The 25,400-nt window shown below is 63.2% G+C and carries 34 protein-coding genes and 1 tRNA gene; 26 read left to right on the top strand and 9 right to left on the bottom strand.

Going from position 1 to position 25,400, the window contains the following annotated elements:
* Nucleotides 1–176: 176 nt before the first annotated feature.
* The 4 genes from eno (at nt 177) to BLT44_RS14245 (ending at nt 3,948) form a co-directional block, all read left to right on the top strand.
* Nucleotides 177–1,457 carry a phosphopyruvate hydratase gene (gene eno, locus BLT44_RS14230; RefSeq protein ID WP_010156508.1) on the top strand — a complete coding sequence of 427 codons (1,281 nt, stop codon included), beginning with the start codon at nt 177–179 and terminating at the stop codon, nt 1,455–1,457.
* 29 nt (nt 1,458–1,486) lie between these two features.
* Entirely contained in the window at nt 1,487–2,014 is a 528-nt protein-coding gene (locus BLT44_RS14235; RefSeq protein WP_010156509.1) for an FtsB family cell division protein, read from the top strand.
* Nucleotides 2,011–2,493 carry a DUF501 domain-containing protein gene (locus BLT44_RS14240; protein ID WP_010156510.1) on the top strand — a complete coding sequence of 161 codons (483 nt, stop codon included), beginning with the start codon at nt 2,011–2,013 and terminating at the stop codon, nt 2,491–2,493. Before BLT44_RS14235 ends, BLT44_RS14240 begins: the two co-directional genes overlap by 4 nt.
* Nucleotides 2,494–2,616: 123 nt before the next feature.
* Complete coding sequence (locus BLT44_RS14245) at nt 2,617–3,948, top strand: NAD(P)/FAD-dependent oxidoreductase (RefSeq protein ID WP_010156511.1); 1,332 nt, start codon at nt 2,617–2,619, stop codon at nt 3,946–3,948.
* Nucleotides 3,949–4,210: 262 nt separating this feature from the next.
* Here BLT44_RS14245 and BLT44_RS14250 read toward each other — a convergent pair whose 3' ends face one another.
* A complete protein-coding gene (locus tag BLT44_RS14250) occupies nt 4,211–5,689 on the bottom strand; it encodes a helix-turn-helix domain-containing protein (RefSeq protein WP_010156512.1) in 1,479 nt (492 codons plus the stop codon).
* 126 nt (nt 5,690–5,815) lie between these two features.
* Here BLT44_RS14250 and BLT44_RS14255 point away from each other — a divergent pair, with 126 nt between their 5' ends.
* Both BLT44_RS14255 and BLT44_RS14260 read left to right on the top strand, forming a co-directional pair.
* Nucleotides 5,816–7,666: a phosphoenolpyruvate carboxykinase (GTP) gene (locus BLT44_RS14255; RefSeq protein WP_010156513.1), complete on the top strand. Its 1,851-nt coding sequence runs from the start codon at nt 5,816–5,818 to the stop codon at nt 7,664–7,666.
* Nucleotides 7,667–7,882: 216 nt separating this feature from the next.
* Nucleotides 7,883–7,956: transfer RNA gene (locus BLT44_RS14260), tRNA-Leu, on the top strand.
* A gap of 28 nt (nt 7,957–7,984) precedes the next feature.
* On the opposite strand, the gene BLT44_RS14265 is transcribed toward BLT44_RS14260, so the two are convergent.
* The 3 genes from BLT44_RS14265 to BLT44_RS14270 are packed head-to-tail and all read right to left on the bottom strand — an operon-like array spanning nt 7,985 to nt 9,692.
* Nucleotides 7,985–8,908: a tyrosine-type recombinase/integrase gene (locus BLT44_RS14265; RefSeq protein WP_331270913.1), complete on the bottom strand. Its 924-nt coding sequence runs from the start codon at nt 8,906–8,908 to the stop codon at nt 7,985–7,987.
* Nucleotides 8,909–8,944: 36 nt separating this feature from the next.
* Nucleotides 8,945–9,112 (bottom strand): hypothetical protein, encoded by a 168-nt coding sequence (locus BLT44_RS16120; protein ID WP_331270914.1) that lies wholly within the window; start codon nt 9,110–9,112, stop codon nt 8,945–8,947.
* A complete protein-coding gene (locus tag BLT44_RS14270; RefSeq protein WP_010156515.1) occupies nt 9,105–9,692 on the bottom strand; it encodes a helix-turn-helix domain-containing protein in 588 nt (195 codons plus the stop codon). The genes BLT44_RS16120 and BLT44_RS14270 overlap by 8 nt, the downstream gene beginning before the upstream one ends.
* Before the next feature lie 118 nt (nt 9,693–9,810).
* On the opposite strand from BLT44_RS14270, the gene BLT44_RS14275 reads away from it, so the two are divergent.
* The 16 genes from BLT44_RS14275 to BLT44_RS15460 all read left to right on the top strand — a co-directional run bounded on the left by BLT44_RS14275 (nt 9,811) and on the right by BLT44_RS15460 (nt 19,728).
* Entirely contained in the window at nt 9,811–10,044 is a 234-nt protein-coding gene (locus tag BLT44_RS14275; RefSeq protein ID WP_074690434.1) for a helix-turn-helix transcriptional regulator, read from the top strand.
* 110 nt (nt 10,045–10,154) lie between these two features.
* Nucleotides 10,155–10,667 carry a hypothetical protein gene (locus tag BLT44_RS15445; protein WP_143026168.1) on the top strand — a complete coding sequence of 171 codons (513 nt, stop codon included), beginning with the start codon at nt 10,155–10,157 and terminating at the stop codon, nt 10,665–10,667.
* A gap of 24 nt (nt 10,668–10,691) precedes the next feature.
* The gene (locus BLT44_RS14280) at nt 10,692–10,976 is read left to right on the top strand and encodes a hypothetical protein (protein WP_010156516.1); all 285 of its coding nucleotides are present in this window, start codon (nt 10,692–10,694) and stop codon (nt 10,974–10,976) included.
* Nucleotides 10,973–11,563: a hypothetical protein gene (locus BLT44_RS14285; protein ID WP_029608243.1), complete on the top strand. Its 591-nt coding sequence runs from the start codon at nt 10,973–10,975 to the stop codon at nt 11,561–11,563. Before BLT44_RS14280 ends, BLT44_RS14285 begins: the two co-directional genes overlap by 4 nt.
* Nucleotides 11,563–11,772: a helix-turn-helix domain-containing protein gene (locus BLT44_RS16200; RefSeq protein ID WP_143026169.1), complete on the top strand. Its 210-nt coding sequence runs from the start codon at nt 11,563–11,565 to the stop codon at nt 11,770–11,772. The genes BLT44_RS14285 and BLT44_RS16200 overlap by 1 nt, the downstream gene beginning before the upstream one ends.
* Nucleotides 11,769–12,011: a helix-turn-helix domain-containing protein gene (locus tag BLT44_RS14295; protein WP_010156518.1), complete on the top strand. Its 243-nt coding sequence runs from the start codon at nt 11,769–11,771 to the stop codon at nt 12,009–12,011. Before BLT44_RS16200 ends, BLT44_RS14295 begins: the two co-directional genes overlap by 4 nt.
* Nucleotides 11,989–12,402, top strand: coding sequence for a hypothetical protein (locus tag BLT44_RS15450; protein WP_143026170.1), 414 nt, complete (start codon nt 11,989–11,991; stop codon nt 12,400–12,402). Before BLT44_RS14295 ends, BLT44_RS15450 begins: the two co-directional genes overlap by 23 nt.
* The gene (locus tag BLT44_RS14300; RefSeq protein WP_231291536.1) at nt 12,359–13,381 is read left to right on the top strand and encodes an AAA family ATPase; all 1,023 of its coding nucleotides are present in this window, start codon (nt 12,359–12,361) and stop codon (nt 13,379–13,381) included. The genes BLT44_RS15450 and BLT44_RS14300 overlap by 44 nt, the downstream gene beginning before the upstream one ends.
* Before the next feature lie 394 nt (nt 13,382–13,775).
* Nucleotides 13,776–14,054 (top strand): hypothetical protein, encoded by a 279-nt coding sequence (locus tag BLT44_RS15455; protein ID WP_143026171.1) that lies wholly within the window; start codon nt 13,776–13,778, stop codon nt 14,052–14,054.
* On the top strand, nt 14,051–14,287 hold the full coding sequence (locus BLT44_RS14305; protein WP_010156520.1) for a hypothetical protein: 237 nt from the start codon (nt 14,051–14,053) through the stop codon (nt 14,285–14,287). The genes BLT44_RS15455 and BLT44_RS14305 overlap by 4 nt, the downstream gene beginning before the upstream one ends.
* Nucleotides 14,288–14,381: 94 nt before the next feature.
* On the top strand, nt 14,382–14,981 hold the full coding sequence (locus BLT44_RS14310; RefSeq protein WP_010156522.1) for a hypothetical protein: 600 nt from the start codon (nt 14,382–14,384) through the stop codon (nt 14,979–14,981).
* Nucleotides 14,982–15,159: 178 nt separating this feature from the next.
* Nucleotides 15,160–15,627, top strand: a complete 468-nt coding sequence (locus BLT44_RS14315; RefSeq protein WP_010156523.1) for a hypothetical protein — start codon at nt 15,160–15,162, stop codon at nt 15,625–15,627.
* Nucleotides 15,628–15,866: 239 nt separating this feature from the next.
* A complete protein-coding gene (locus tag BLT44_RS14320) occupies nt 15,867–16,160 on the top strand; it encodes a hypothetical protein (protein ID WP_010156524.1) in 294 nt (97 codons plus the stop codon).
* Nucleotides 16,161–16,249: 89 nt separating this feature from the next.
* On the top strand, nt 16,250–16,630 hold the full coding sequence (locus BLT44_RS14325; protein WP_010156525.1) for a hypothetical protein: 381 nt from the start codon (nt 16,250–16,252) through the stop codon (nt 16,628–16,630).
* Complete coding sequence (locus BLT44_RS14330; RefSeq protein WP_010156526.1) at nt 16,623–19,442, top strand: phage tail tape measure protein; 2,820 nt, start codon at nt 16,623–16,625, stop codon at nt 19,440–19,442. Before BLT44_RS14325 ends, BLT44_RS14330 begins: the two co-directional genes overlap by 8 nt.
* Nucleotides 19,393–19,728, top strand: coding sequence for a hypothetical protein (locus tag BLT44_RS15460; RefSeq protein ID WP_143026172.1), 336 nt, complete (start codon nt 19,393–19,395; stop codon nt 19,726–19,728). Before BLT44_RS14330 ends, BLT44_RS15460 begins: the two co-directional genes overlap by 50 nt.
* Nucleotides 19,729–19,790: 62 nt before the next feature.
* Here BLT44_RS15460 and BLT44_RS14335 read toward each other — a convergent pair whose 3' ends face one another.
* Entirely contained in the window at nt 19,791–20,417 is a 627-nt protein-coding gene (locus tag BLT44_RS14335; RefSeq protein ID WP_010156527.1) for a DUF2510 domain-containing protein, read from the bottom strand.
* A gap of 303 nt (nt 20,418–20,720) precedes the next feature.
* Here BLT44_RS14335 and BLT44_RS16010 point away from each other — a divergent pair, with 303 nt between their 5' ends.
* From BLT44_RS16010 to BLT44_RS14345, 3 genes are all read left to right on the top strand, one after another.
* The gene (locus tag BLT44_RS16010; protein WP_010156528.1) at nt 20,721–20,897 is read left to right on the top strand and encodes a DUF7882 family protein; all 177 of its coding nucleotides are present in this window, start codon (nt 20,721–20,723) and stop codon (nt 20,895–20,897) included.
* Between the two features lie 27 nt (nt 20,898–20,924).
* Nucleotides 20,925–21,071 (top strand): hypothetical protein, encoded by a 147-nt coding sequence (locus tag BLT44_RS16015; protein ID WP_231291538.1) that lies wholly within the window; start codon nt 20,925–20,927, stop codon nt 21,069–21,071.
* An 88-nt stretch (nt 21,072–21,159) separates the two neighbouring features.
* Nucleotides 21,160–21,489, top strand: coding sequence for a DUF7882 family protein (locus tag BLT44_RS14345; RefSeq protein WP_010156529.1), 330 nt, complete (start codon nt 21,160–21,162; stop codon nt 21,487–21,489).
* 610 nt (nt 21,490–22,099) lie between these two features.
* Here BLT44_RS14345 and BLT44_RS15040 read toward each other — a convergent pair.
* Both BLT44_RS15040 and BLT44_RS14355 read right to left on the bottom strand, forming a co-directional pair.
* Nucleotides 22,100–22,579 (bottom strand): hypothetical protein, encoded by a 480-nt coding sequence (locus BLT44_RS15040; RefSeq protein ID WP_176783313.1) that lies wholly within the window; start codon nt 22,577–22,579, stop codon nt 22,100–22,102.
* A 131-nt stretch (nt 22,580–22,710) separates the two neighbouring features.
* The gene (locus BLT44_RS14355; protein WP_010156531.1) at nt 22,711–22,986 is read right to left on the bottom strand and encodes a helix-turn-helix domain-containing protein; all 276 of its coding nucleotides are present in this window, start codon (nt 22,984–22,986) and stop codon (nt 22,711–22,713) included.
* Nucleotides 22,987–23,004: 18 nt separating this feature from the next.
* Between BLT44_RS14355 and BLT44_RS15465 the strand changes: the two genes are divergently transcribed.
* Nucleotides 23,005–23,193 (top strand): helix-turn-helix domain-containing protein, encoded by a 189-nt coding sequence (locus BLT44_RS15465; protein ID WP_143026173.1) that lies wholly within the window; start codon nt 23,005–23,007, stop codon nt 23,191–23,193.
* Nucleotides 23,194–23,901: 708 nt separating this feature from the next.
* Here the strand turns inward: BLT44_RS15465 and BLT44_RS15470 are convergent.
* A complete protein-coding gene (locus BLT44_RS15470) occupies nt 23,902–24,627 on the bottom strand; it encodes an FxLYD domain-containing protein (protein ID WP_010156532.1) in 726 nt (241 codons plus the stop codon).
* Between the two features lie 305 nt (nt 24,628–24,932).
* The gene (locus BLT44_RS14365; protein ID WP_143026174.1) at nt 24,933–25,382 is read right to left on the bottom strand and encodes a hypothetical protein; all 450 of its coding nucleotides are present in this window, start codon (nt 25,380–25,382) and stop codon (nt 24,933–24,935) included.
* Nucleotides 25,383–25,400: the final 18 nt, after the last annotated feature.

The raw sequence follows: 25,400 nt of genomic DNA on the forward strand, positions 1-25,400 counted from the left end.
CGAGGCTCTGAGGGCCGCCGAGCGCCGCCGAGGGGTGCCCCCGAGGCGCGGCCGGGCGCCGCCGAGAGCCGCCGTCGCACCCCGGAGTACCGAGGCTCCGGTGCTCTAGACTGGGATGCGGCGGCTCCGCCCGCCCATGCTTCACCCCGGCAGCCGACCCCTTCAAGGAGCGCATAGTGGCATTTATCGACGCAGTGATCGCCCGAGAGATTCTCGATTCGCGTGGCAACCCGACCGTCGAGGTCGAGGTCGGCCTGACCGACGACTCCGTCGGCCGCGCCGCGGTGCCGTCGGGAGCCTCCACCGGGGCGTTCGAGGCCTACGAGCTGCGCGACGGCGACAAGGATCGCTACCTGGGCAAGGGCGTCACGAAGGCCGTCGACGCGGTGTTCGACGAGCTCGCCCCCGCGATCGAGGGCTTCGCGGCCGACGACCAGCGGGTCATCGACCAGGTGCTCCGCGACGTCGACGGCACGCCGAACAAGCAGCGCGTCGGCGCGAACTCGATCCTCGGCGTCAGCCTCGCGGTCGCGCACGCGGCCGCGGCCTCCGCCGAGCTGCCCCTCTACCGCTACCTGGGCGGCCCGAACGCGAGCACCCTTCCGGTGCCGCTCATGAACATCATCAACGGCGGGGCGCACGCCGACACCGGCGTCGACATCCAGGAGTTCATGGCGGTGCCGCTCGGCGCCGAGACCTTCTCCGAGGGCCTGCGCTGGGGCGTCGAGGTCTACCACGCCCTCAAGGCGCTCCTCAACGAGAAGAACCTCTCCACGGGCCTGGGCGACGAGGGCGGCTTCGCCCCCGACCTCCCGACCAACGCCGAGGCGCTCGACCTGATCGTCGAGGCCATCCGCCGCGCCGGTCTCGAGCCGGGGCGAGACGTCGCCGTCGCGCTCGACGTGGCGTCCTCCGAGTTCCACCAGGACGGCCTATACCAGTTCGAGGGGCAGGCGCGCACGGCCGCCGAGATGACCGCGTACTACGCGGATCTGCTCGACCGCTACCCGCTCGTGTCGATCGAGGATCCGCTCGACGAGAGCGATTGGGAGGGGTGGAAGCACCTCACCGACGAACTCGGTGCGCGCGTGCAGCTCGTCGGCGACGATCTCTTCGTCACCAACCCGGAGCGCCTCGCCGACGGCATCGCGAAGGGCGTCGCGAACTCGCTGCTCGTCAAGGTGAACCAGATCGGCACCCTCACCGAGACGTTCGACGCCGTGCAGCTCGCGCAGCGCGCGGGGTACACCGCGGTCATGTCGCACCGCTCGGGCGAGACCGAGGACGTGACGATCGCCGACCTCGCCGTGGCCACCGACTGCGGCCAGATCAAGACCGGTGCGCCCGCACGTTCCGATCGCGTCGCGAAGTACAACCAGCTGCTCCGCATCGAGGAAGAGCTCGGCGGCGCCGCGCGCTACGCCGGCCGCGGCGCCTTCCCGCGCTTCACCGCCTGACCCGCGCACCCGGCAGAGGCGACGACACGGTGAAGGGCTGGATCGACGACGTCGGAACGTGGGCGTCGAGCCTGCGCTTCAGCGGCTTCACCGTGGTCGTCGTCGTTCTGGTGCTCGCCGGCATCGCGATCGTGAGCCCCAGCCTGTCGACGTTCGTGCAGCAGCGGCGCGAGATCGCCGAGTTGCGCGAGAGCGTGCGGCAGAGCCAGGAGGCCGTCAACGAGATCGACGCCGAGCGGGCGAAGTGGAAGGATCCCGTCTACGTGCGGTCGCAGGCGCGCGACCGGCTGTTCTACGTGATGCCGGGGGAGACCCAGGTGAACGTGATCGACGACATCGTCATGCCGATCGAATCGGACGAGGAGCCCGATCCCGAACTCTCGCGCATCCCGACCAACTGGGCGCGCAACCTCTCGGCGTCGTTCCTCAGCGCGGGCACCACGGACGCGCCGCCCGCCGACGCTCCCACCGGAGCCGACCCAGCACCCACCGACCCGTCGACCGATCCGGCCGATCCCGAGTCGCCCCCAGCCCCCGCCGAGGAGACCCCGCAATGACCCGCCCGCCCTATCCCGCACCGACCGAAGCCGACATCGCGGCGGTCTCCGAGCAGCTGGGGCGCGAAGCCCGCGGCGTCATCGGCATCGCGGCGCGCGCCGCCGACGGATCGCCCGCCGTCGTGGCCACCGCGCCGCGCCTGCCCGACGGCTCGCCGTTCCCGACCTTCTACTACCTCTGCCACCCCGAGGCCGTCGCTGCTGCGTCGCGTCTCGAGGCCGCCGGCGTGATGAACGAGTTCAACGAACTGCTCGCGTCGGACGAGACCGTGCGCGAGCAGTACCGGCGCGCGCACGAGCAGTTCATCGCCGATCGCGACAGCGTGGGCGAGGTGCCCGAGGTGGCCGGCGTCAGCTCGGGAGGCATGCCGACGCGCGTCAAGTGCCTCCACGCACTCATGGGTCACGCCCTCGCGGCGGGCCCCGGCGTCAACCCGATCGGCGATCTCGCGCTCGAGCGCAGCGGCTGGAGGGGCTGACCCGCAGCCGCGCGTGCATCGGAGCTGGGAAAACGCGGTAAGCTTTCGGTACGGGTGTTTCGCCCGCTATTTTCTGTGCCCGCAATGCGGGTCCGTCCCTGATTGCTGCAAGGAGATCGCTTCGTGGCGAAGAAGATTCTGATCGTTGGTGGCGGCTATGCCGGCTTCTACACCGCATGGAAGCTGGAGAAGCTGCTCCGTGCCGGCGAGGCCGAGGTCACGATCGTCGATCCGCTGCCCTACATGGCGTACCTGCCGTTCCTCCCCGAGGTCGCCTCGGGCTCGATCGAGCCGCGTCACGCGGTCGTCGCGCGCCGTCGCCACCTGAACCGCACCGCCAACATCGCGGGCAAGGTCACCGGCATCTCGCACGCGACGAAGACGGTCACCATCACGCCCAACGTGGGGGAGCCCTTCGACTTCGCGTACGACCAGATCGTCGTGACCACCGGCTCGGTGTCGCGCACGTTCCCCATCGCGGGCATCGCCGACAACGCGATCGGCATGAAGACGATCGAGGAGGCCGTCGCCGTGCGCGATCGCCTCGTCGGCAACTTCGAGCGCGCGGCCACGCTCCCGAAGGGCTCCGCCGAGCGCGCGCGCCTGCTGACCGTCACGGTCGTCGGCGGCGGCTTCGCGGGCATCGAGACGATCTCCGAGCTCCGCTCGTTCACCACCGCGCTGCTGCGCCGGTACCCCGAGATCACGTTCGACGAGACCGTGTTCCACCTCGTCGAGGCGATGGGCCGGATCATGCCCGAGGTGTCGCAGGAGACCGCCGACTGGGTAGTGAAGGATCAGACCCGCCGCGGCGTGCAGATCCACCTCGACACGCAGCTCTCGTCGGCGCTCGACGGCAAGATCGAGCTCTCGACCGGCGAGACCTACGAGTCGGACCTGATCGTGTGGACCGCGGGCGTCATGCCCCGCCCGTTCCTCCGCGGAACGGATCTGCCGATCGGCCCCCGCGGGCACGTCATCGGCAGCCCGTCGCTGCGCATCACGACCGAGGACGGCGTGCCGCTCGAGGGCGCCTGGACCGCCGGCGACACCTCGCAGACGCCCGACATCTCGTCGACCCCCGGCCCCGGCGGATTCTGCGTGCCCAACGCGCAGCACGCGGTGCGCCAGGGCAAGCTGCTCGCGAAGAACATCGTCGCCGACCTGCGCGGCGAGGGCATCGCCGAGTACAACCACAAGAACCTGGGCGCCGTCGCCGGTCTCGGCGTCAACACCGGCGTCTTCCAGTCCGGCAAGTTCGCGCTCAAGGGCTACTTCGCGTGGCTCGCGCACCGCTTCTACCACGGCCTCGCCATCCCCTCGTGGGAGCGCAAGTGGCGCGTGTTCGGCGGCTGGGTCGGCCACTTCTTCCTGGGCCGCGACACCGTCAACATCGAGGCCGTGCAGCAGCCGCGCGCCATCTTCGAGGAGTTCGCCTCGCGCCCCAAGGCCTGAGCGACGCCCAGCACCGAAAACCCCCGCAGCTTCGGCTGCGGGGGTTCTCGCGTTCGCCCGCTCCTGCGCTCGCCCGCTCCTCTACTCGCCCGCTCCTCCGCTCCTCCGCTCCTCCGCTCCTCCGCTCGAGAGGTCAGATCCGTGCAGAATGCGCGTGCATAACGCACCGAACTGACCGCTCAGCGCGAAGGCGGGGCGGGACGGGGCGGGGCGGGGCGGGGCGGGGCGCCGCGCCGGAAGCGACGAAAGCTCTGCTTTCGCCCTATGCCTCCGGCGCATGCTTCGCGAGGAACTGGTACATCTCCGTATCGTCGACGCCCGGGAACGTGCCCGTCGGCAACGGGGAGAGCACGTGCGCGTGCATGCGGGCGCTCGGCCACGCCTTGCCCTCCCAGCGCGCCAGCAGTTCGGGCCTCGGCGTGCGGCAGCACGCCGGATCCGGACACGTCGACACCTGCCGCTCGGTCGTGTCGCGGCCCCGGAACCACTTCGCGTCGTCGAAGGCGACCCCGCAGGCGATCGCGAACGGGCCCTGCTCGGCGTCGCCGGTCTGCACGCTCGACCAGAACGTGCCCGCCGGGGTGTCGGTGTACTGGTAGAACTCGCTCGTGCGGTTCGTGCGGTTGAAGGCGGTGCGGCCGCCCCACTTGTGGCACAGCACCTCGCCCTCGATCGAACCGGTGTCGTCGGCCGGATACGGCAGCCCGTCGTTCTGATACCCGCGCACGATGGCGCCCGCCCCGTCGGCGCGATAGTGGTGCGCTCGCAGCCCGAGGTGCTGCGTCGCGAGATTCGTGAACCGGTGCGAGGCGGCCTCGTGAGTGACGCCGAACGCGTCGCGGAAATCCTCGATCGCGAGATTGCGGTTGCGCTTCGCCTGCTGCAGGAAGTCGACGGCGGCGGCCTCGGGGATCAGGCAGGCGGCCGCGAAGTAGTTGATCTGGAGGCGCTGCTCGAGAAATTCCGCGTAACTTGCCGGCTCGGAGTGGCCGAGCACGCGGTGCGCCATCGCCTGCAGCGCGAGAGAGCGCAGGCCGTGCCCGCCCGGGATCGACGCCGGCGGCAGGTAGATGCGGCCGTTCTCGAGATCGGTGATGCTGCGCGTGTTCGACGGCAGGTCGTCGACGAAGATGAGGCCGAAGCCCAGCAGCTCCGCGAGCATCGCCACCTCGCGGTGCGTCACCGCGCCGATCGTGTGGCCGATGCGCCGCATGAGGTCGGATGCCACGAGCTCGATGTCCTGAATGTAGTTGTCGCGCTCCTGCATCTGCATGCGGATGGCCGTGTTCGCGCGTCGCGCCTCCTCCGAGGTGGTCGCGGCGGCGCGGGATCGCCTGGCGAGCTCGCGGTGCAGGCCGACCAGGGCCTCGAGCGTGTCGTCGGGGAGCGTGCGCGGCGTGCGCACGTGGGGCAGCCCGAGGCGCGTGTAGGTCGACGTCGCCTGCGCCCGTTCGAGCTCGACCTCCAGGATGCTGCGGCGATCCGGCGCCTCGCGTTTCAGCAGCTCGGATGCGTCGATGCCGAGTTCGCGCGAGATGCTCTGGAGCAGGCCGAGCCGCGGTTCGCGCCGCCCGTTCTCGATGAGCGACAGCTGGCTCGCGACCACGCCCACGCGCTCGCCCAGCTGCTCCAGGGTGAGCCCGGCGCGGGTGCGGAAGAATCGGATGCGCTTGCCGAGGATGAGTCGGTCGAGTTCTGATTCGTCGAAACCGGCGGTCACCGGAACGGGTTCAGCGTGCATCTTTTGACTCTATGTCAAATTCGGGCGATTTTTCCACTGCAAACGATGAATGCGGGGTGAACGGGGCGCTCACAATGGAGATGTCGCCGCTTCTTCGCCGGGCGGCGGGACCTTGAGGAGAACGATATGGCACTCATGCAGACCATCGAGACCGAGATGACCTTCGCCGAGATCGTGCGCGCCGATGCGACCACGAGCAACGAAGAGGTGCTCGCCTGGGTCACCGAGGTCGCCGAGCTCACGCGGCCCGACGAGGTCGTCTGGTGCGACGGCTCGCAGGCGGAGTGGAACCGCATCACCGGCGAGATGGTCGAGGCCGGCACCCTCATCCCGCTCGACAAGAACCTGCGCCCCGGCAGCTTCCTCGCGCGCTCGCACCCCGACGACGTCGCGCGCGTCGAGGATCGCACGTTCATCTGCTCGGCCGACGAGGCCGACGCGGGCCCCACGAACAACTGGATGGCGCCCGACGCCATGAAGGCCGAGCTGGCGCCGCTCTTCGAAGGATCGATGCGCGGGCGCACCATGTACGTCGTCCCGTTCTCGATGGGCCCCGTGGGCGGTGCGATCACCCAGCTCGGCATCGAGCTCACGGACTCGCCCTACGCCGTGCTCAACATGCGCATCATGACGCGCATGGGTCAGGCTGCGCTTGACGGCATCACGCCGGGCAGCGAGTGGGTGCGCACCGTGCACTCCGTGGGTGCGCCGCTCGAGGCCGGGCAGAGCGACGTCGCGTGGCCCTGCAACTCGACCAAGTACATCACCCACTTCCCGGAGACCCTCGAGGTCTGGTCGTACGGCTCGGGCTACGGCGGCAACGCGCTGCTCTCGAAGAAGTGCTTCGCGCTGCGCATCGCGAGCGTCATGGGCCGCAACGAGGGATGGCTCGCCGAGCACATGCTCCTGCTGAAGCTCACCAACACCGAGAGCGGCAAGGCGTACCACCTCTCCGCCGCGTTCCCCTCGGCCTGCGGCAAGACGAACCTCGCCATGCTGCAGCCCACCATCCCCGGGTGGAAGGTGGAGACGATCGGCGACGACATCGCCTGGCTGCGCCCCGGCACCGACGGTCGGCTGTACGCCATCAACCCCGAGGCGGGCTTCTTCGGCGTTGCTCCGGGCACCGGTGAGTCGACGAACCCGGTCGCGGTCGAGACGCTGTGGGGCAACACCATCTTCACCAACGTCGCACTGACCGACGACGGCGACGTGTGGTGGGAGGGGAAGACCGACGAGGTGCCCGCCCACCTCATCGACTGGCAGGGCAACGAGTGGACGCCCGAGAGCGGACGCGTGGCCGCGCACCCGAACTCCCGCTTCACCGTGCCGATCCAGCAGACCCCCACCCTCGCGCAGGAGTGGTACGAGCAGAACGGCGTGCCGATCGACGCCATCCTCTTCGGCGGGCGCCGCGCGACCAACGTGCCGCTCGTGGCCCGCTCGCTCTCGTGGGAGCACGGCGTCTTCGTCGGCGCGACCATCTCCTCGGAGAAGACCGCCGCCCAGGAGGGCACTGTCGGCGAACTGCGTCGCGATCCCTTCGCCATGCTGCCGTTCTGCGGCTACAACATGGCCGACTACTGGGGCCACTGGCTCGACATGGGCCGCGAGCTCGGCGACCAGGCGCCCAAGATCTTCCAGGTGAACTGGTTCCGCAAGGGCGCCGACGGCCGCTTCCTCTGGCCCGGCTTCGGCGAGAACTCGCGCGTCATCGACTGGATCATTCGCAGCGTCGAAGGCTCCGTCGAAGGCCGCGAGACCGCAGTCGGCACCGTGCCCGCGGCGGGCGAGCTCAACCTCGACGGGATCGAGGTGCCCGAGGCCGACCTCGAGGAGCTCTTCTCCATCGACGCGGCGTCGTGGCTCGCGGAGGCCGACCTCACGGAGGAGTTTTTCGCCCAGTTCGGCGATCGCCTCCCCGCCGCCCTGACCGGGCAGCTCGAGCAGCTGCGCCAGCGTCTCGGCGCCGCATAACCGACCGGTGCCGTCGGCCGCCCGCCCCGCTGTGACGCGCCGCGGGCGGCCTGAACCAGCACCTCGCGTCGCGCGCACGCCGCGACGCCCCTAGACCGTAGGCCCCGCCGTTCTGCCCAATGGCGGGGCTTACTCTTTTCTGCGCACGTCGGCTCGGGATAAATGCGCCTGCCGTGCGGCGCGGTTCGGCCACCCGCATCTGCGAGAATCGGATCGCCCCCCATAGCCCAACTGGCAGAGGCAGCCGACTTAAAATCGGCACAGTCAGGGTTCGAATCCCTGTGGGGGGACTGCTTATAGTCGGCGTAATTGCAACGATTAACGGGGTAAAACAGCCTCTGGTCGCAACATTCCCGCAACAACTTGCGAGCTGATAGCCTGATCGAGGTCGCCCGCAACGTCCTCAAGGTCACTGTCGAACAGGTCCGCGTACACGTCGAGCGTCATTGCCGCGCTCGCGTGCCCAAGCATCCGCTGCAGCGCTTTCACGTTCGCACCAGCAGACACGGCCAACGACGCTGCCGTGTGTCGGAGATCGTGAATCGTCATCTTCTCGGCACCCGCTCGGTTCAGCGCGTTCGCCCACCATGTAGATTTCTTCAAGTCGAAGTACGTCTTGCGCTCGAAATTGCCATAGAGATTCGGGAACACAAGCGCGTCTTTGCCCTTCCCCTCGCAGTGCGACTCAAGCAGCTCAGAGATCGTCGCTGGGACGTACACGTGCCTCGCTTCGTGTGTCTTCGGTGTTCCTTCGTGGATCTTCCCGCCTACTTCAACCGCGTTGCGCGTGATGCTGATGCGTCGACGTTTGAAGTTGAGATCAGACACACGGAGCCCGATGGCTTCTCCCCAGCGGAGACCGCAGTATCCCAGCACGAGCACGAGTACACGGCGGCGGCCAGCATTATTCGCCACCGCCCACAGCTGTGAGTGGGTCAGGTATCGCCGTTCTCTGCTCGATTGCTTGCGGGGAAGGTCAACGCCTCGAGCCACGTTTGCGCTGACGCGCCGATCACGGCCGGCAACATCGAGAATGCCAGCCAGAACGCCGTGCGCGCGGATGACCACTGTGGGGCTTTTCTTGATGCCTGACACCCAGGCCTGCACATCTGAGTGTCGAATGCTCGACACTGGGTAGTCGCCCCAAAAGGGCTCGACATATAAGCGCCACGCGGTCTCCAGCGGAGCATAGCTCGACGCCTTCAGACTCGACTCTTTGCCCGCGAGCCACTTCCGGCCCAACTCGCCGATCGTCGCTTTGCCGTCTGCCGGTGCGATCTACTCGCCGCGATGTTTCGACACTTCAACTTCAGCGAGACGCCGTTCAGCATCGCTCTTGCGCGTGAAGCCCGACTCCGAGGTCTGCTTATGGTCAGGGCGGCGGTAGACGATCCGGTAGAGCGGCTTCGCCCGCCCCTTCACGTTGTAGGGGTAGACGCTACCCATCGTCTCGAACGTCCATGCGGTACAGGATCATTCTCTGGACATCAACGGCGAGGTCTTCTTCTGCTTCTTTCAAGCGTTCTTCGAAGGATTCAGTTTCTTCGTTCAGCTCAGCGGCCAGCTTGATCTTGCGTCGAAGCTTAGACGTCTGCAGGAAGTCGGACCACCAACGGAAGAGTGCGGTGATGCGCGAGGTCGCGAGCGCTCCGGCCGCGGTCTCCTCGTCCTGCATGGCGGATTTGAAGTCGGCTTGAAAAGGCACCGCGGGTGCAACGAACCAGCGCGCAGTGTTCGACACGTTCACCGTTCGCACTTCATCCTTGCCTTCGGCGATCTTCACGTGCCCGAACGGGGTGTCGATCGGTAGCGCGATCGCGACGGGTGGCACGCCGAGCGCCCAAGACAGGGTGATGAGTTCGTCTACAGTGAGATCCTTCTTTCGCCCTGTCTCGATATTCGCGATGACGCCCTTCGAGATAGCCCCCAAGGTTCGCTCGCTGAGCTCGGCCGCGCTCATCCCATTCATCTGGCGGTAGAAGGCGATGCGCTTGCCGATGTTCTGACTGGGGCGTTCTATCTGCATATGGAGCATTCTATGTGGAAATCACCGCGACGCGCCGTAAACGAAGCCTGCGCTGCCAAATCGAATAAGGCATTGTAGTTATTGCAACAGTGAGTTCGTTTCGAGAAAGGAGGAGCACATGTCCACCGCAATTGCGCCCGAAGCCCCGTTGCAACTTGAGGGGTACATGAGCCCGAAAGCAGTCGCCGCGAGAATTCCCGGCATGACGACTGGAAACCTTGCCCAACTCCGATTCAAAGGCGAGGGTCCGCGGTACATGAAGCCGAGCGCGAAAGTCGTTGTCTACGATTGGGCCGATGTCGTCGCTTGGTTGGAATCGACTAAGCGCGATGGCACCGCGGAGGTTCCTTAGTGGCACCCCCCGGCCCCGATCCCGGCACTCCGCCCCGTGATGCTTCGCGCTCATGGGAAGGCCTTACGGCAGGAGCGACGATTCGGCGAGCTTTCGAACAGACTGCGGAGTTGATGCTTCAGAAGAGCGATGACTTCTGCATCTTCGAAGCCGGCACGAACTTCAAGTTCAAAGTGAAACGCGAAACACTGCGAGACATGCTGACCCGCGTCACCACGAGAACAGATCCAACCGAATCCGTGTCACATCCGGAGTTCGCGAGGCCCGTCCCGATCCAGCAAGGCGAACTCAGGTTCATCGCTCGCGACGCGACTTCGAACAAGCTCCAGCGAGAGACGCTCCGAGCAATAGAGACGCTCTTCCCAGAGATGCATCCCAACCCAACAAAGGCTGCAGCGATGCGAAGTTGCTTACGAGGTAGCGGCCCCTTCATCGTCTCAACAGACAATCGACAGAGGCTCTACGGAGTAGCGGACGCAAACGCACTCCGAGCGATGATCCAAGGCCTCGAACCGAAGATTAGCCGGAGACGAGAACTCTGGCTCCAGATCCCAACCCAGAAGAAAACCCCCACCGAGATTGCGACCAAACAATCTCTCGGCGGGGGTCACACGAAGCCCTAGAAAGGGGAACGCAGTATGTCTATTATGGCACGCCTGCCACAGGCGAACAACTCACCTTGCAAGATCCAGGGATGCCAGCTCGACGCCCACGACGAGGCGGCACCGACGCTTCACACGGGCGTCACGAAGTACACGGACGCCTGGTCTGTGACCGCGATGTTCGATGAGGCAGACGGCCGGTGGGAAGTCGACGCCGTCTCGACCTACCGCCGCGACCTCACTCTTGCGGAAGCACGAGCGTTCGCAGAGGCAATCATCATGGTCACGTCGTGGTGCGAAATCGTCAGCACGAAGGCGGTGGCAGCATGAGCGCGGCAATGGATACCCGACTCATTGAAGATCGGATCATGAAGGGCTCGCCGTTCATTCAGGCGACCTACCTCCGCAGAGCGCTTCGGGAGTTTTGCCGTAAAAACTCTCTCCCGTGGGAAGAGACGGTCACCGAGCGCCGCAATAGCGCGGGGAAGAAGATCGGCCCGGAGATGACGATCAGCCCTGCATCGGCCACGCTGATGCTCGAAGCCGCAGACCGCATCGACCGCACGCTGACACGGTATCTGGATCACTTGATTCCGACCCCGGAGCATGTGTTCGAACCGTTTGAACCCCAGCCGTGTCCCGTCTACGACTGGTGCGATGCGAACGACAACCCATCCCACGTTGAGGACGGCTTTCACATGGAAGCAGGCGTCACGGACGATGAGCCGGGTCACCTCTGCACTGACCATGTTGTTGAGGATGGCGTGGTCAAGCTCGACATCTCCGACTCAATCTCGTGGCAGATCGATGCAGACGAGTCTCGCGAGTTCTTCCAGACGCTCCGTGGGGCGATCGACACCGCCGAGGCGAAGTTCGATGAGTTTAAAGCCCGCGTGAAGGCGGGGGAGGGGCAGTGATGAGCGGGTCAGCGCCCGATGCGGCCGTCGCTCTACGGGGTCTTCGCGAGGCCGCGGGTATGTCGGTCGCGCAACTCTCGGCTGTGTCAGATGTGTCAGTGCCATTCATTCGCGTCATCGAGTCGGGAGGGCTCACTCCTACGCACGGTGTTATCGCTCGGATGGCCGCGGCGATTGTCCGTTTCATGATGGAAGGAAACCGCGCATGACGCTCTCACTTTCTGGAGGCGACCTCCGCAATCAGCGTGAGCAAGCCGGCCTCGATGTGCGAGAGGTGGCCGACCTGACGGGCCTCCCTGCGGCGTTCATTGAACTGCTCGAATCCGGGAAGCACAGCGCCCCGACCTACGCCTACCGCGTGAAGAAGGCGATCGCCACGTTTGCGACAGAAGGAGACGCAAGCGTTGACCAGAAGCGGGGTCACGATGACCCTTCGCCGGAGTCTTGACGAAGTAACCGAGAACACCCTCGAACAGTGGGCGGTGGCCCTCACAGCAGGCGAAATCAAGCTGTGGGAGCTACCGCCCTCTGTGTCTCAGCTGTACCTCTTCGGGCACATCGACGGTGCCAAATCTCGGCAAGCAGAAATCGACCAACTCACGCGGTCGTACGAACACAAGCTCGACACGGCATACATGCTCACCTTCACCCCGAAGGAGCAGCGCGAGGAGTATCAACGTCGCCTCGACAAGTACTTCCACGAACGGGACGCAGCCTTCTTCGCTGAACCCGCACAACTAACCGATTTGCACTCATTACGGGGCGGACAAGAACCGCCAGAAGCTGGAGTCGAAGATGCAAGCAACCCAACACCTGAGCGCGGTGACCGTGCCGCATAAACCCGCAGGATTTACCCCCAACCTCTACTGCAACGTCCGAGAGCTCCTCGAGCGCGGGCCAGTCGAACCACCAGCTCCCGAGTACGGTTCTCGAACCGATGAAGTGGGGATCTTCTATAAGGGCATGGTGAACTCCCTCATCGGTGACCCGGAGTCAGGCAAGACGTGGATCGCACTCACTGCGGCATCCGAAGTGTTGTTCACAGGTGGCAGCGTCCTGGTCGTTGACCTCGACCACAACGGGCCAGCAGCAACGGTGTCGCGTTTGCGGGCATTCGGGGTACCGGAATCCACGCTCATTGACCCCGAACGGTTTCGTTACACCGAGGCCGATGACAGCACCTCAATGGCCGGTGTGGTGGCGGACGCTCTGCAATGGCGTCCCGACTTCACCGTCATCGACTCCGTTGGCGAGCTGCTCCCGATGTACGGGGCCAACAGCAACTCAGCAGACGACTTCACGCGCGTCCACTCAGTAGCGATCAAACCGTTCGCGATCGCTGGTTCGTCGGTGGTCCTGATCGACCACCAGGCGAAGGGCAGCGACTCCCGCTCATTCGGGGCCACCGGGACGGCGGCGAAGAAGCGAGCGATCTCGGGAACGCTACTGCGCGTCACGATCGATGAGCCGTTCACTCCAGGCTCCGGGGGATCGGCAGAAATCACCCTCGTGAAAGACCGGCACGGCGGCCTCAGGGCACATTGCGCGAAGGACCGGGAACCACTCGTGGGCCGGTTCACGATGACAGACACCGAGGGAGCTCTCAATGCATGGATACGCCCTGCAGTCGACGGGGAACGGCCGAAGCAGAGCATCAAGGTCGACGGTGCTACGGGGGAGCAGTTGCTTGCCGCGTTGGACAAGCTCAACCCGCCGCCTTCGTCTGTTCGTGACATCAAAGTCCGCTGCACTTGGGGAACCGGCAAAGCATCGGAAGCTTGGCGGATGTGGCAAGAGAGGGAAGGGGTAGCAGCATGACGCTTACAAATGAGTCTCTGTTCCCCGTTCCCCGATATAGGGGTGGGGAACACGGGAACAGAGGAACAAGGAACGACCTCGGGAACACCCAAGATCGGCTCCACGAGAGTTCCGGGAACGTTCCGGGAGCAGAGGGAAACGTTCCTGTTCCCCGTTCCCCGACCCTATATCCGGGAACAGAGGAACGGGGAACACCCAGCACCCGACGCAAGCCCTACCGCGTGCAGGCCCGAGCAGCCGAATGGGGCAACGCAGACGGAACGAAAGACGACATCGTGAAGCTCTTCGGAGGTTCCCGCGCGTCAATCGCCGTCGACTACTCCGAAGTCCCACGACTCATCTCCGAGCTCGCACGCCTGCTCCACGAGCACCAAGCACCCGAGGAGAGCAAGCGATGAAGCGCTACCGCAACCACCGCTGCGAGCGGCGGCACAAGACCGAGCAGACCTTCCTCCGCTGCGCGTTTCCGACACTCGCCTGGGTCGAAGGGTCAGGACAGTACGCGGTCATCGCATGGTGCCGGACACCAACGATCACGCTCTGGTCGTCGGCGACCCTCGCTCAAGCCGCACTCACCGAGCTCAACGCACTCAGATGCGGCGGCCGCTGCACCCAACGCCACGAACTCGTACACATACACATCCACCCACCAGGAAAGGACAACGTTGCATGAGCGCAGCGACCTTCAAGACCGAACGCCACTTCTACGAACGGAACGCGCAGGACGCGATCAGCGCAAACATTCGCTTCGCCGAAATCGCAGCACCGCACGGCGACACAGAACACGGCATCGCAATCATGCGCGGCGACAAGCCAAGTCTCATCCTTACCGAGCAGCAGGCCTTCCGTATCGCGAAAGACATCGCAGACCACCTCACCGAACTTCGGACCAAACAGGCCCGATAAACACCGCGGCAACACCGCCGCACAACATCAAGCCCCGAGCACAACGCCGGGGCTTTTCTATTCCCACAAGGGGACACACGAGAGGAACAACACCATGAGCATCAGCACCGGTATGAGCGTGAGCTTCCGCGCCGATGATGGCGTCACCATCCACAACGACGAAAGCCCCGACCTCATCGAAGTCGCAGGGAAGATCAAGCAGCTCCGCGACACCGCGAAGCAGGCCAGCAAGACCTACAGCGCCGAACTTCGCGAGATCCAGCAGGACCCCCAGCTCAGCGACCAGGGCCGCGCCGAACGCACCGCCGAGGTGGAGGCAGCCCACAAGGCTCAGCGCCGAACCGGGATCAACACCGAGAACGACATCATCGAGAGCAAGGTCGCCGAACTCGAACGACGACTCGACGGCTTCGTCGGATACGGCAGCAGCGACATCATCGCGTACCGCGACGCCCAGGACCGGGCCGAAGCCGTCAGCGATGGAGACCGCGCACTCAAGCTCATGGAACGCGCACTGCGCAGCAACGACCGAACACTCGCACACGCACTCTTCCGGACAGCAGTCGACAACCACTGGACCGAAGCACAGCGCGCATTCGCCAAAGAGAATCCCGCAGTCGCAGCACTCGTCGGCGACGTCGAAAAGCTGCGAGCACTACGAAACCAGTTCGGACGCGGACTCAACTACGCATAACGAGAACTGAACGAGCAGAGAGAGGTTGGTGGGCCAGGGGGAGTGGCCCCCAGCAGCCAAACAATAAGGCCTCCGGGGCTTGCCGACCTCTCTCTCCGGATTTTTTTCTTTCCCACCGCGGCTCTCGAAAACCCCACATTGAGACGCGTTGTGATTCATCGAGTGAAGGAGTAAAAGTATGGCTGAGGAAGTTTCGTCGGTACCGTCGCCGGCAGATGTGGCGGCTCGGGTCGCTGAGAGGTCGTTTACGCAGGCTGAGGTGAACGAGATTGTGCAGAGTCGGCTGAAGAATATGAAGGCTGAGTATGAGCAGTTGCAGGCTCGGGTTGTTTCGGCTGAGGAGCTCGAGTCACGCAATCAGTCGTTGACTTCGGAGTTGTCGTCGTTGCAGTTGGAGACTCTGCGGATGCGGGTTGCTTCGGAGTTCGGTATCAGCGCCGAGGATCGTGACATTCTGCTCACGGCGACAGACGAGGACACGTTGCGGATGCAAGCAGAGCGGTTTGCGAGCTTCGGGCTGCCGCGTCTCGCTGGCGGTAATAGGGCACCCCGGGAGGGCCGCACGGTTGAGGCTCCGTCTGCGAGTGACGGAAGTATGGGTGCGTTCGTGAATGAGCTGTTCGGCAGCGACCCGATGTGGGACTAAGAAGGCAAGCACAGGGTGCGTTGAGAGGCGCGGGACGGGGAGCTTTCGTTCGCCCGATCGATGCCCCTCCTGGAAGAGCTATCGTTGGGGGGGGGGGGGCACCTCGAATGGCTTGCTGTTCTTTCGGGCAGAAAAGCGTCGAACTGGCGTTCGAGGCATTCTCGAGATTTGCTCGAACATATGTGCGAAATGTGGGATAGTGGCTTTCCCGGCACCGCGAATGAGGAAGGCCAAAAGTCATGAAAATGGACATCCAATTCAATGAGGATGCGTTGTCAAAGTTGCTTCAGTCGGAGAGGGCGCAGAGCGCGCTTCGAGGACTGCATGACAACGCGAACCGCATCTTTGCCGATGCGCTTCGCGACCGTGAGGGCAAGAGTGTCGATCAGATCAAGAGCGAGATTGACCGGCGTATTCGTATTGAGAACGATGGCAATTTGGGTGAGCCGATCCTCACGAACATTGCCACGATCATTCACGATGGTCGAAAGGTCTGGATGGAGGCCGACGGCCGGGTGATGGCAGACGACTAGCGATCGATGTTGCGTCGGGTCGGACGCGCAACAATTAAGGGAGCCACAGTGTGGCTCCCTTTTTTTGTACCTAAATGAAGGGAGCCGAGATGGCTCAGAGTAATGATGACGAACTGTTTGAGCAGATCGTCCGCGCCAATTTAGATCTCACGGCGAGCGGACCAGAAACGGTCACGCTGCGGCGAGGTGATACTTGCGCGTCGATGCCCCGTGGGGAGTTCGAGCACTTCGGCACTGAGGTGGGAGAGGCGATCCTCCGCGGTGATGACTTCATGGTGCCATGGACTGCGGTTGCGGGACAGCCGAAGCTAATGGCGTGGGCGATCGCGGAAGGCGCATATCGATGGGCGGTCCTGAGAGCGTTCCGCATGCCCCCATACGAGGCCCAGCAGCTATTGAAGCGCGCTTCGCAGTTCTTGTACTTCGCGGCGACGCTGCGACCTGAGGGAGAGGAGCGTTCCGATGGCTGAACGCAATGTGAAGGTAAAGATCAGCGCTGAGGTGCAGGGCTACATTCAGTCCATGAAGGACGCGGCTCAGGCGACCCGTGACACGGGAACTGAATCGGAGAAGATGGCGCAGAAGGCGCGGTCTTTCGAGCTCGTCGGCAAGGCGGCCCTGTTGATGGGGGCTGGTGTCACTACTGGTCTTGGCATGGCCGTTTCGAAGTTCGCTGATTTTGATCAGGCGATGTCGAATGTGCAGGCGGCTACGCATGAGTCTGCCGGCAACATGGACCTGCTGCGCGATGCGGCGTTGGACGCTGGAGCACGAACCGTGTTCAGTGCGACGGAGGCGGCGAACGCGATCGAGGAACTCTCGAAGGCAGGCGTTGCAACCGCGGACATTCTGAGCGGCGGACTTGATGGCGCTCTCGACCTGGCTGCTGCGGGTGGCTTGGGCGTTGCTGATGCTGCCGGTATTGCGGCGACCGCGTTGAAGACCTTCAATCTTGAGGGCTCCGATATGGCGCATGTCGCGGACCTTCTTGCCGCTGGCGCGGGTAAGGCGATGGGGGATGTCACTGACCTGTCGCAGGCGTTGAACCAGTCGGCAATGGTTGCGAACGCGACCGGGTTGTCGATCGAGGAGACGACCGCTGGCCTGGCCGCGTTCGCGTCGCAGGGGCTTCTCGGTTCTGACGCTGGTACGAGTTTCAAGAGCATGTTGCAGTCGCTCACTCCTTCTTCTGAGAAGGCTGCGGAGACGATGAAGGAGTTGGGCATTAGTGCCTATGACTCGCAGGGTAACTTCATCGGCTTGTCGGAGTTCGCCGGCAATTTGCAGACCGCTCTGAAGGATCTTTCGGTGGAGCAGCAGCAGGCCGCGCTGAAGACGATCTTTGGGTCTGACGCGATCCGTGCTGCGACGGTGCTTTATACCGAGGGGGCTGACGGGATTGAGGAGTGGGAGGAAGCGGTCAATGATTCCGGGTTTGCGTCGGAGACCGCCGCTGCCCGGTTGGACAACCTCAAGGGTGATCTTGAAGCGCTTGGCGGTGCGCTTGAGACTGCCCTGATCGAGACGGGCTCGTCCGCGAATGATGTGATGCGCGACATCGTGCAGACGGTGTCGGGCATGATCGATGCGTACACGTCTTTGCCGAAGCCGTTGCAGGGCGCGACGATGGCTCTTGGGGTAGTGACCGCTGCAGTCGCCACTTTGGGTGGCGCGTTTATGCTGGGTGTCCCGAAGTATGCGGAGTACAAGGCCGCTCTTGGCGACCTTCCGCCGGTCGCGACACGAGCCCACAACGGGCTCGTTGGCATCGGTAAAGGCCTCTCCGTTGTTGCTGGAGGCCTTGCCGCTGTGCAGGTGTTGGACCGACTTGCAAGCTCGGGGCGTGACGCTTCGGTGGGCCTCGAGCAGCTTGAGAAGATGATGCGCGCTGGTGGTGTCGACGGCGCGTTCGACGGTCTCAGCGACGAAGCGAACACGCTGAACAAGTCTCTCGAACTGCTTCTCGGAGACTCGCTCAACTCCAATATGGAACGGTTCGGCTCAACGCTGAACCGTGCTGTCGCTGGTGGTGCCCTCGCTGATCAGGTGCAGGACGCCGGGGAGCGGTTCGCATCTCTCGGCGAAGCACTTGCCGGCATGGTCTCGGAGGGCAAGGCCGACGAAGCCGCTGCGAGGTTCGAGGAGATCGCGGACGCAGCGAAGGCTCTGGGGTTCGAAACGGACGAGGTCTCGAATCTGATGCCTGCGTATGAGGAGGCACTGGCCGGCGTCGATAACGCGAACGCTGACGCTGCTGCTTCGGGCGAGGAGAACTCTGATGCGATAGCTGGTGTCGGCGCTAGCGCGGCGGACGCGCAGGAGCAGATCGAGACGCTCGCGGATTTGATCCGCGACTTCGGGTCCGCGCAGATCGATGCCGACCGTGCAGCGATCGACATGCAAGAGAAGATGAGAGCACTCAACGACATCATGGTCGAGGGGGCTGGTTCGCTCGACATCTACACCGAGGCTGGAAGTAACACGCAGAGCGCCATGCTGGATGTTGCGCAAGGCGCTACTGAGTGGGCTGCATCGGTACTGGAGGCTGGAGGGGAGCAGGAGACCGCAAACGGGATCCTCGATTCTGCTCGTCAATCTCTGATCGATCAGCGCGTTGCTCTCGGTGAGAATGCTGCCGATGCTGAGGCGTGGGCGGCGTCTCGTGTCCCTACTGCGGCTCAGGTGCAGGAAGCGTTGGACAGGGTGACGGGCGCCGCGAACTCGATTCCTGGGAACACGAATGCGAATGTGTCGACTAACGCGGATGCGGCTGCGGCGCAGATCGACAACTTCATTGCGAAGCTGCGGTCGATCCCGTCACCCATCTCGGTTGATATACGCACTCGGGACGCTCTCGTGCTGAGCCCCGAGGGCATCGCAGAAAAATACTATGCGAATGGTGGCATCGTCGCTTACGCGGATGGCGGTATTCAGGAGAACGTGCGCGCGATGCGTGAGTTCGCCGCCGGTGGTGGTGTCGATACTGGCATCTATTCGGGTGGTGCGCCGATCATCAAGTTCGCGGAGCAGGAAACGGGCTGGGAAGCATTCATCAGCGGTAAGCCTTCACAGCGGGACCGGAATCGGCAGATCTGGCTCGAGACGGGTGAACGGCTCGGGATGAATAGCGGCGGCCAGCGGGAAGTGGTGCACGTCCCCACTCACGTGACGGTCGTGGACGCTGACAACCGCATGGTCGGCACGATGCGGGTCGTCGCGAGTAAGGAGATCGATGACTATTCAGCTCAGCAAACTCGCGAAGATCGAAAAGCTGGGTTGTAGAGGCGATGAAGTGTCCGTGGCGACTGAGACCATTGCAGGGTCGCGACGACGCGGCATCGATGATCAGGGAGGACCCATCATGAAAGTGAAGATCAGTGAAGCAGCTCTCAACAAACTGGTGAGTAAACAGACAAAGCAGGCAGAAGACGGCATCAATCGTCGTGCCGCAGGGAAGAGCCCGTCTCAGCTCGAACGGATTGCGAAGGAAGAACTGCGGAAGGCTGGCCTCGAACCGAATTTTGCCGGTGTCAAGAAGATCGCGAAGGAGATCGCTGACAAGCAGTGACCCGTGTGAAGAGTGCCCCTCTCTGGCTACGGCCGGGGAGGGGCACTATTCGTGTTTACGTCTTACGGCGCACCGAGGCCATAGGTGTATTCACCAGTCTCCCAGTTCATCGTCGAGTTGTACGTGTAGCCGTTCATCGTCCCGTCGCCGTTATCGACGTTGGCCGCGAAGCACTTGAAAACAGTAGTGCTCTGGTCGAGATCGTCAGTCGAGCCTCCCCCAATAGGGCTGCAGCTCACCGAGAGGATGGGGCCGGTGAGTACTCCATCGGCAACGTGCCCCTCTGCCATAGCCTTCACAGATTCTTCGATATCTGTCACGCTGTCTTGCCGCATCGCGCGCAGCGCATCGTCCACTTTCTCTTGCGCAGCGGCTTCCTCTTCCGCGGCTTTCTCCGCCGCTTCTGCGCGCTCAGCCTCACGTTCTTGGGCGCGTTCCTCGATCAACGCGAGCCGCTCTTCTTCCTTCTGGTCCGCGATGCCCTTCCAAACGAGACCGCCAGCAGTGCCAAGGACCACAATTGCGCCGACGATCGACAGAATCAGAATGGAACGCTTCGAGAGTCGCTTACGGTTCTTCGCCGGCTGGACGTCGGGTGCGGGAATGTCGAGCCACTGCGAGCCATCCCAGTACTTCTTGGTAGCGGGATCTTCAGGGCTGGGGTACCAGCCGGCGGGAGGCATAGTCATAGGTCGAGACTGACATCATCCAAGCATCCCGCATAGATGAAAACCGGGGTGAAATACGCGATTCATCTCTTTCCGCGCCCTTGTTGCCGCTGCTTCTACTCTTCGGTAGATTCGGTGGTGAAACGCGTCAACGACTGTCAGAGCCCCCTGTGGTGTCCTTCGGGACGCTGCAGGGGGCTTTTCGTCGTTCTCCCATGCCTTATTTCGTGTCAAGGCCTGCCTCTCCGCTCCCTCGGACCGCTCTACTGGAAGGTGGAAAACGCTACAGGCCGAACGCAGGCCCCCGATGGAAGGACGACACGCATGGGCTCGATCAGGTACGACGGACTCACGATCCATTTCGACGAGCGTCTGCTCGCTCACATGCAGGTCGTGATCGTTCAGAAGATCATGCGCGAAGAGTCGTTCCTCATGTCGTGGAAGAACGGGACAAGCGCGGGTGACGGACGTACTGCGATCTGGATCGCTCCCAGTACGTGACTGACGTTCAGCTTCGAAGAGAGTGAGATGCCGGACCTTGATGACGAGTGGTTGCAGCGCCTTGGCGAGTCTGCCAATGCGAACACCGGAATGATCCTGACGGAGAAAGACGGATCGCTGGCGCGGGCAGAAGCCGCAGACACCCCCTATCCGGGAAACCTCCGCGACTCCTGACTCCAGCGATAGTCACCGTGCTTTTACGACAAATTCTGTATCAGGTCAACCCCTTACCTGGTTTCACTTCAATGCCAAGATTTCGTGTATGGGGTATTTGAAACACGGTGAACGAGAGTACGAGTTCGAGGATCGACTGCTGGCCCATCTGCAGTTCGTGATCGGACAGAAGCTCAAGAAGCAGGAGACCTTCTTTCTCAGCTGGAACAAGCCGCACGATCAGGGAGACGGCCGCATGTCGATATGGCTGTCGCCCTACGTGAGTATCGCGTTCCACTTCTCTGGAAGCCGCGACCCGGAACTGAGCAAGGCATGGGTTCTGGCACTGAACGCACTGGCGCACACGTCCCGAGGTCTTATCGCTATCAGCGAAGATGAGGCCAACCGGTTCATCAAGAACAACCCGGACGTGATGTAAGACAAGACGGACGGCCCCTCTCGGAATTCTGAGAAGGGCCGTCCTTTTGTCGCATCCAGTCTGATGTATGGGGTACACGATGCCCGGTGCGACTCTTCTAGCGTGCAGCTCTGCCCTTCGTCCACGAAAGGGATTGACCTGTCGTCGAAGCGGGCGCTAACGCTCGTCCCCATTCGACCAGGGGTCAGATTCGGGGTGGGCCGGTATCACCGGCATCTTGCACCTGACGCACTCCCACCAGCCACCCCACACGGGTGTCACCGGGCCGCGACATGAAGGACATCTGGGAAACATGAGTCCTGACCTGACACGGTAGAAGTGTATTGAGCAGTAAGCGCCCCGCTCCCGAGATGGAAGTGAGGCGCTTGCCGGCCATCGGAGTGGTCGAGCTATGGGGCAGGAGACTTCGATGACAACCACAAGACTGTCACGTGTGTGAGGAAGTTATCAGTGGTTGCGCCTGCCCTCTTAAGTCGACATCCTGCCCCTTCCTCGAGCATGAGAAGTCATCCAGAAGTTTGGGTGCCAGCCCTCGGCACTACTCATCGCGACCTCTGGTGAGACGTCAGCTGCCCGGAGTGTTCGAGCGGCCTTACTTATCGTTCCAGTCCTAGGCCTCCGCGGACTGGGGTGCGTGTTCGTCCGATGACGCCGACTGCGGTTTATAACTCGAAGGCAACGAGAAGTCGATGGACTCTGCGAGAGCAAGCACCGCTTTCGCGCGCTGCAGCTCACGCTCATCGTTCAGTTCTGCCGCGAGAATCGCCAGTCGTTCGTCTCTCAATACGCCGGCCGCGATTTCCGCTAGCGTCTCCGCAATCACGGTAGCCAGCCCATCTCTGAGCTCCTCAAGGTTTGTCTCGTGAATGAGCAGTCTGCGGTCACTCACCTGCAGGTATGCGTCTGGATACCCCTCTCGCGCGAGGCGCTCGCGCGTGGATTCTGCCATGATCTGCGTTACTTCGGCTGTTTTCGCTCGCCGGGTAAATACCGCTTCGACGGTGTAACGAGTGAGCTCACCGTTAACGATCAAGCTGCCCGGAAGGGACCCTACAAGCACCGATTTCAGGCCGAGCGGTCCTTCATTCATGACGTCGATCGTATTATTTTCATTCATAACCGAACGTTAGTGTTCGCGCATGTGCGGCTCACAGGTTCAAACATGATTCGTGTCGCGGCACGGGTGTGCTGTCAGTATCGGCACCATCCCACATTCGGCTCCTAGCGGATCGCTCGTGAGTCTATGAACTCTCGCAGCGCCTGGATCGGGATGCGGTACCTCGCGCGTGAGCCGCCAAGGTCTACCACCCGGGGAAGTGACCCGTCCTTGATTCGAGCGAGAACGTAGTCTTCGCTGGTGTCGAGAAGAGCGGCCGCAGACTTCACGGAGTAGTGGCGAAGCGGAGACTCCGGCTGGACTGACAGAGGCTGCTTCAGTACAGCCACGATTTCTTCGCGGATCATCTTGCGTATCACGGCTGCGATGTTGTCTTCCATGTCTTCGATACTGGTCTGATGACTGAATGGATGACACCCGAGGAGCTCGCACGCCTTACCGGCCACGACCTGAAGTCTCTCGCGAACCTACGATCCGCGAAGCGGCGGTTCCCCTTCTATCGCCTGCAGGGAAGTAGGAAGCCGCTCTATAAGCGTGAAGAGATCGATGCGATTATCGAAGCCTCAAGAATTGAAGTGCGACCGTAGGGGTGTGGTGAACCGCCACCCCCTTCGCCCTGTCAAGCGAGACAAGGGTGTCGGTAGTAGCGACCCCCTTTCGGACAAAGTGGGGGGGGGGGGGGCGAACGCACCCCCATCCTCCGATGAGAAAGGCCCGCGTTTCAAACGTGACCCCAGTCGGTGCTCGCAACTTTTCCGCAACAACTTGTGAAACTATGCCCCGTTCACGGAAATTGAAACGACTCGAAAAACCGCTTAAAAACAACAATCCATCAAATGATGGCCGTGACCGTTAGGGGTAGCACCGGTTTCGAATCCCTGCGGGGGGACGAAAAAGGGCCATGCTTCCGCATCGTGGTTCGGAAGCAGAGACTTTCGGCTTGTCGAAGATCGGTGCATGCCGAACGTGCCGGAGAGCCTACGGGCAGGGATCGCGCACTTCGCAGAGTGAGCATTCGGTCGCGACGGGGATCTCGGAAGGTACTTGTCCGAAATTGCCGAGAAGGTCACGAGACTGAGGGGAAAGCCCGCGGCTAATCTGACGACCATGGCTCGCAGGCTCGTTGTGAAGAGAGATCACAGGACCGAGATTTCTCCAGTGGCGGGCTGAGCTGAATTGCGGGAATGCTGCCGGAACCTCTAGAGAGACGTGCTACCGCAGGCGTCGTGGGTCGCGACCATCCATGCGGTACGTCACCTTGCAGTTGCAATCGAACCCTGCAGTAAATGCCAGAGTCAGAAGCCGGAGATCTCCTTGAACCTCACGTCACTGATCTCATCGGAACCATCGAGGCAATAGGCTTCGAACTTCCATTTGCCTTGAGCATCGATTGTGTTTGTGTTCGCGAGGCACGTGCCGAGGTTCGCACCGTCGACATCCAGAGTATCGAACGTGATTTGCACGTAGTTCGTGATCGCCCTATCGCTGTTGTTCGAAACGTAACCGTTCACAACTGTGGAGAAACCGAATTCGTCGGTGCTGATCGTCCAACCGTCATCCAAGGTGAGGCGTTCGACCGGCTCGGGTTCGGGTTCGGGCTCTGGCTCTGGCTCGGCTGGCGGTGAAGCTGGATCCGGGTCCGAGGAGGGAGTCGACGCATCTGGTTCCGCGGACTTCACATTCTCCTGCGACGCGGATGTCGAGGATGATGCATCCTGTGCTACTGAGTCGAAAGCTGCGCCGACTCCCGCGGTCATCACGGCCGAAGTGAGCGACGCGATCGCCGCCAAGATAAGACCAGTAATCGCCATACCCTTGGACTGCTTCTTCACCAACGCCGCGATGCCCAAAGCGACGCCGATCAGGCCGAGCACAATGCCGACTACCGGAATCAGCCCGAGCAAGAACGCAACTATCCCGACGACAAGCGCGGCGGTTGCGAGGCCGAACGCCTGAGGCGGCGGGGGAGAGTACTGCGGCGCGTACTGATAAGACTGCGCATCGCCGGTAACGTAGGACATCGTCCAATCCTGGCAGTTCGCTGAAGCGATGCAGTTCTTCTCAACCCAAGTTCACCCCGAGAATCACCCGAACGGGCGTCTAGCGCTCACGCGCCGCTCGCTGCGAAGGCCGCACGCCGCTGATCGGACGTTGCAAGGACCTTCCGGGCGGATCGCGGCGGAGCTTCCTCGTTGGGAAACGCTGCCACTTCGCAGTTGAGCCCGCGCGGGGCAGGGTTCCGCACGGCCCCAGCGGCAGCTCAGGTGAGTTGCGCGGTGCGCTAAACCAGGCTTCGGTTACCTCTGCCACCGCATAATCCGACCGCTCAACCCGCGCCGCCCTCGACGCCTGACACCAGCCGACGCAGGCGCCGGCGCCGCTGCACGGCGAAGGCGATGCTCGCCGTGATCACGAGCGCGCCGCCGGCCGGGAGCACGAGATTGCCGCACAGCACCATGAACCACGCGCCGATGTTCGCACCCTCTGCCCCGACGAGGGAGTCGGAGAGCAGGAGGTGCGCGCCGAACGCGGTCGGGGCGACGAACAGGCCGATCCCGATCGAGATCGTGAGCGCCTGCCGCACATGGTCGCTGAGCAGCCACGTGCCCGCGGCCGCCAACGCGAGCGCGATGAGCGCGGAGGCGGCCATCCATGCCAGGCCAGCGGCCGAGTAGCCGTGGGTCACTCGCAGGGAGACCGCAGTGGCCCAGGGGAACGCGAGAACGGCTGCGACCAGGAGTAACTGGCCGAGGCGATAGCGTGGCGGGCGCTGCATCACATGAACGTAGCAGCA

This window comes from Leucobacter chromiiresistens, from assembly GCF_900102345.1.
GTDB classification, from domain to species: domain Bacteria; phylum Actinomycetota; class Actinomycetes; order Actinomycetales; family Microbacteriaceae; genus Leucobacter; species Leucobacter chromiiresistens.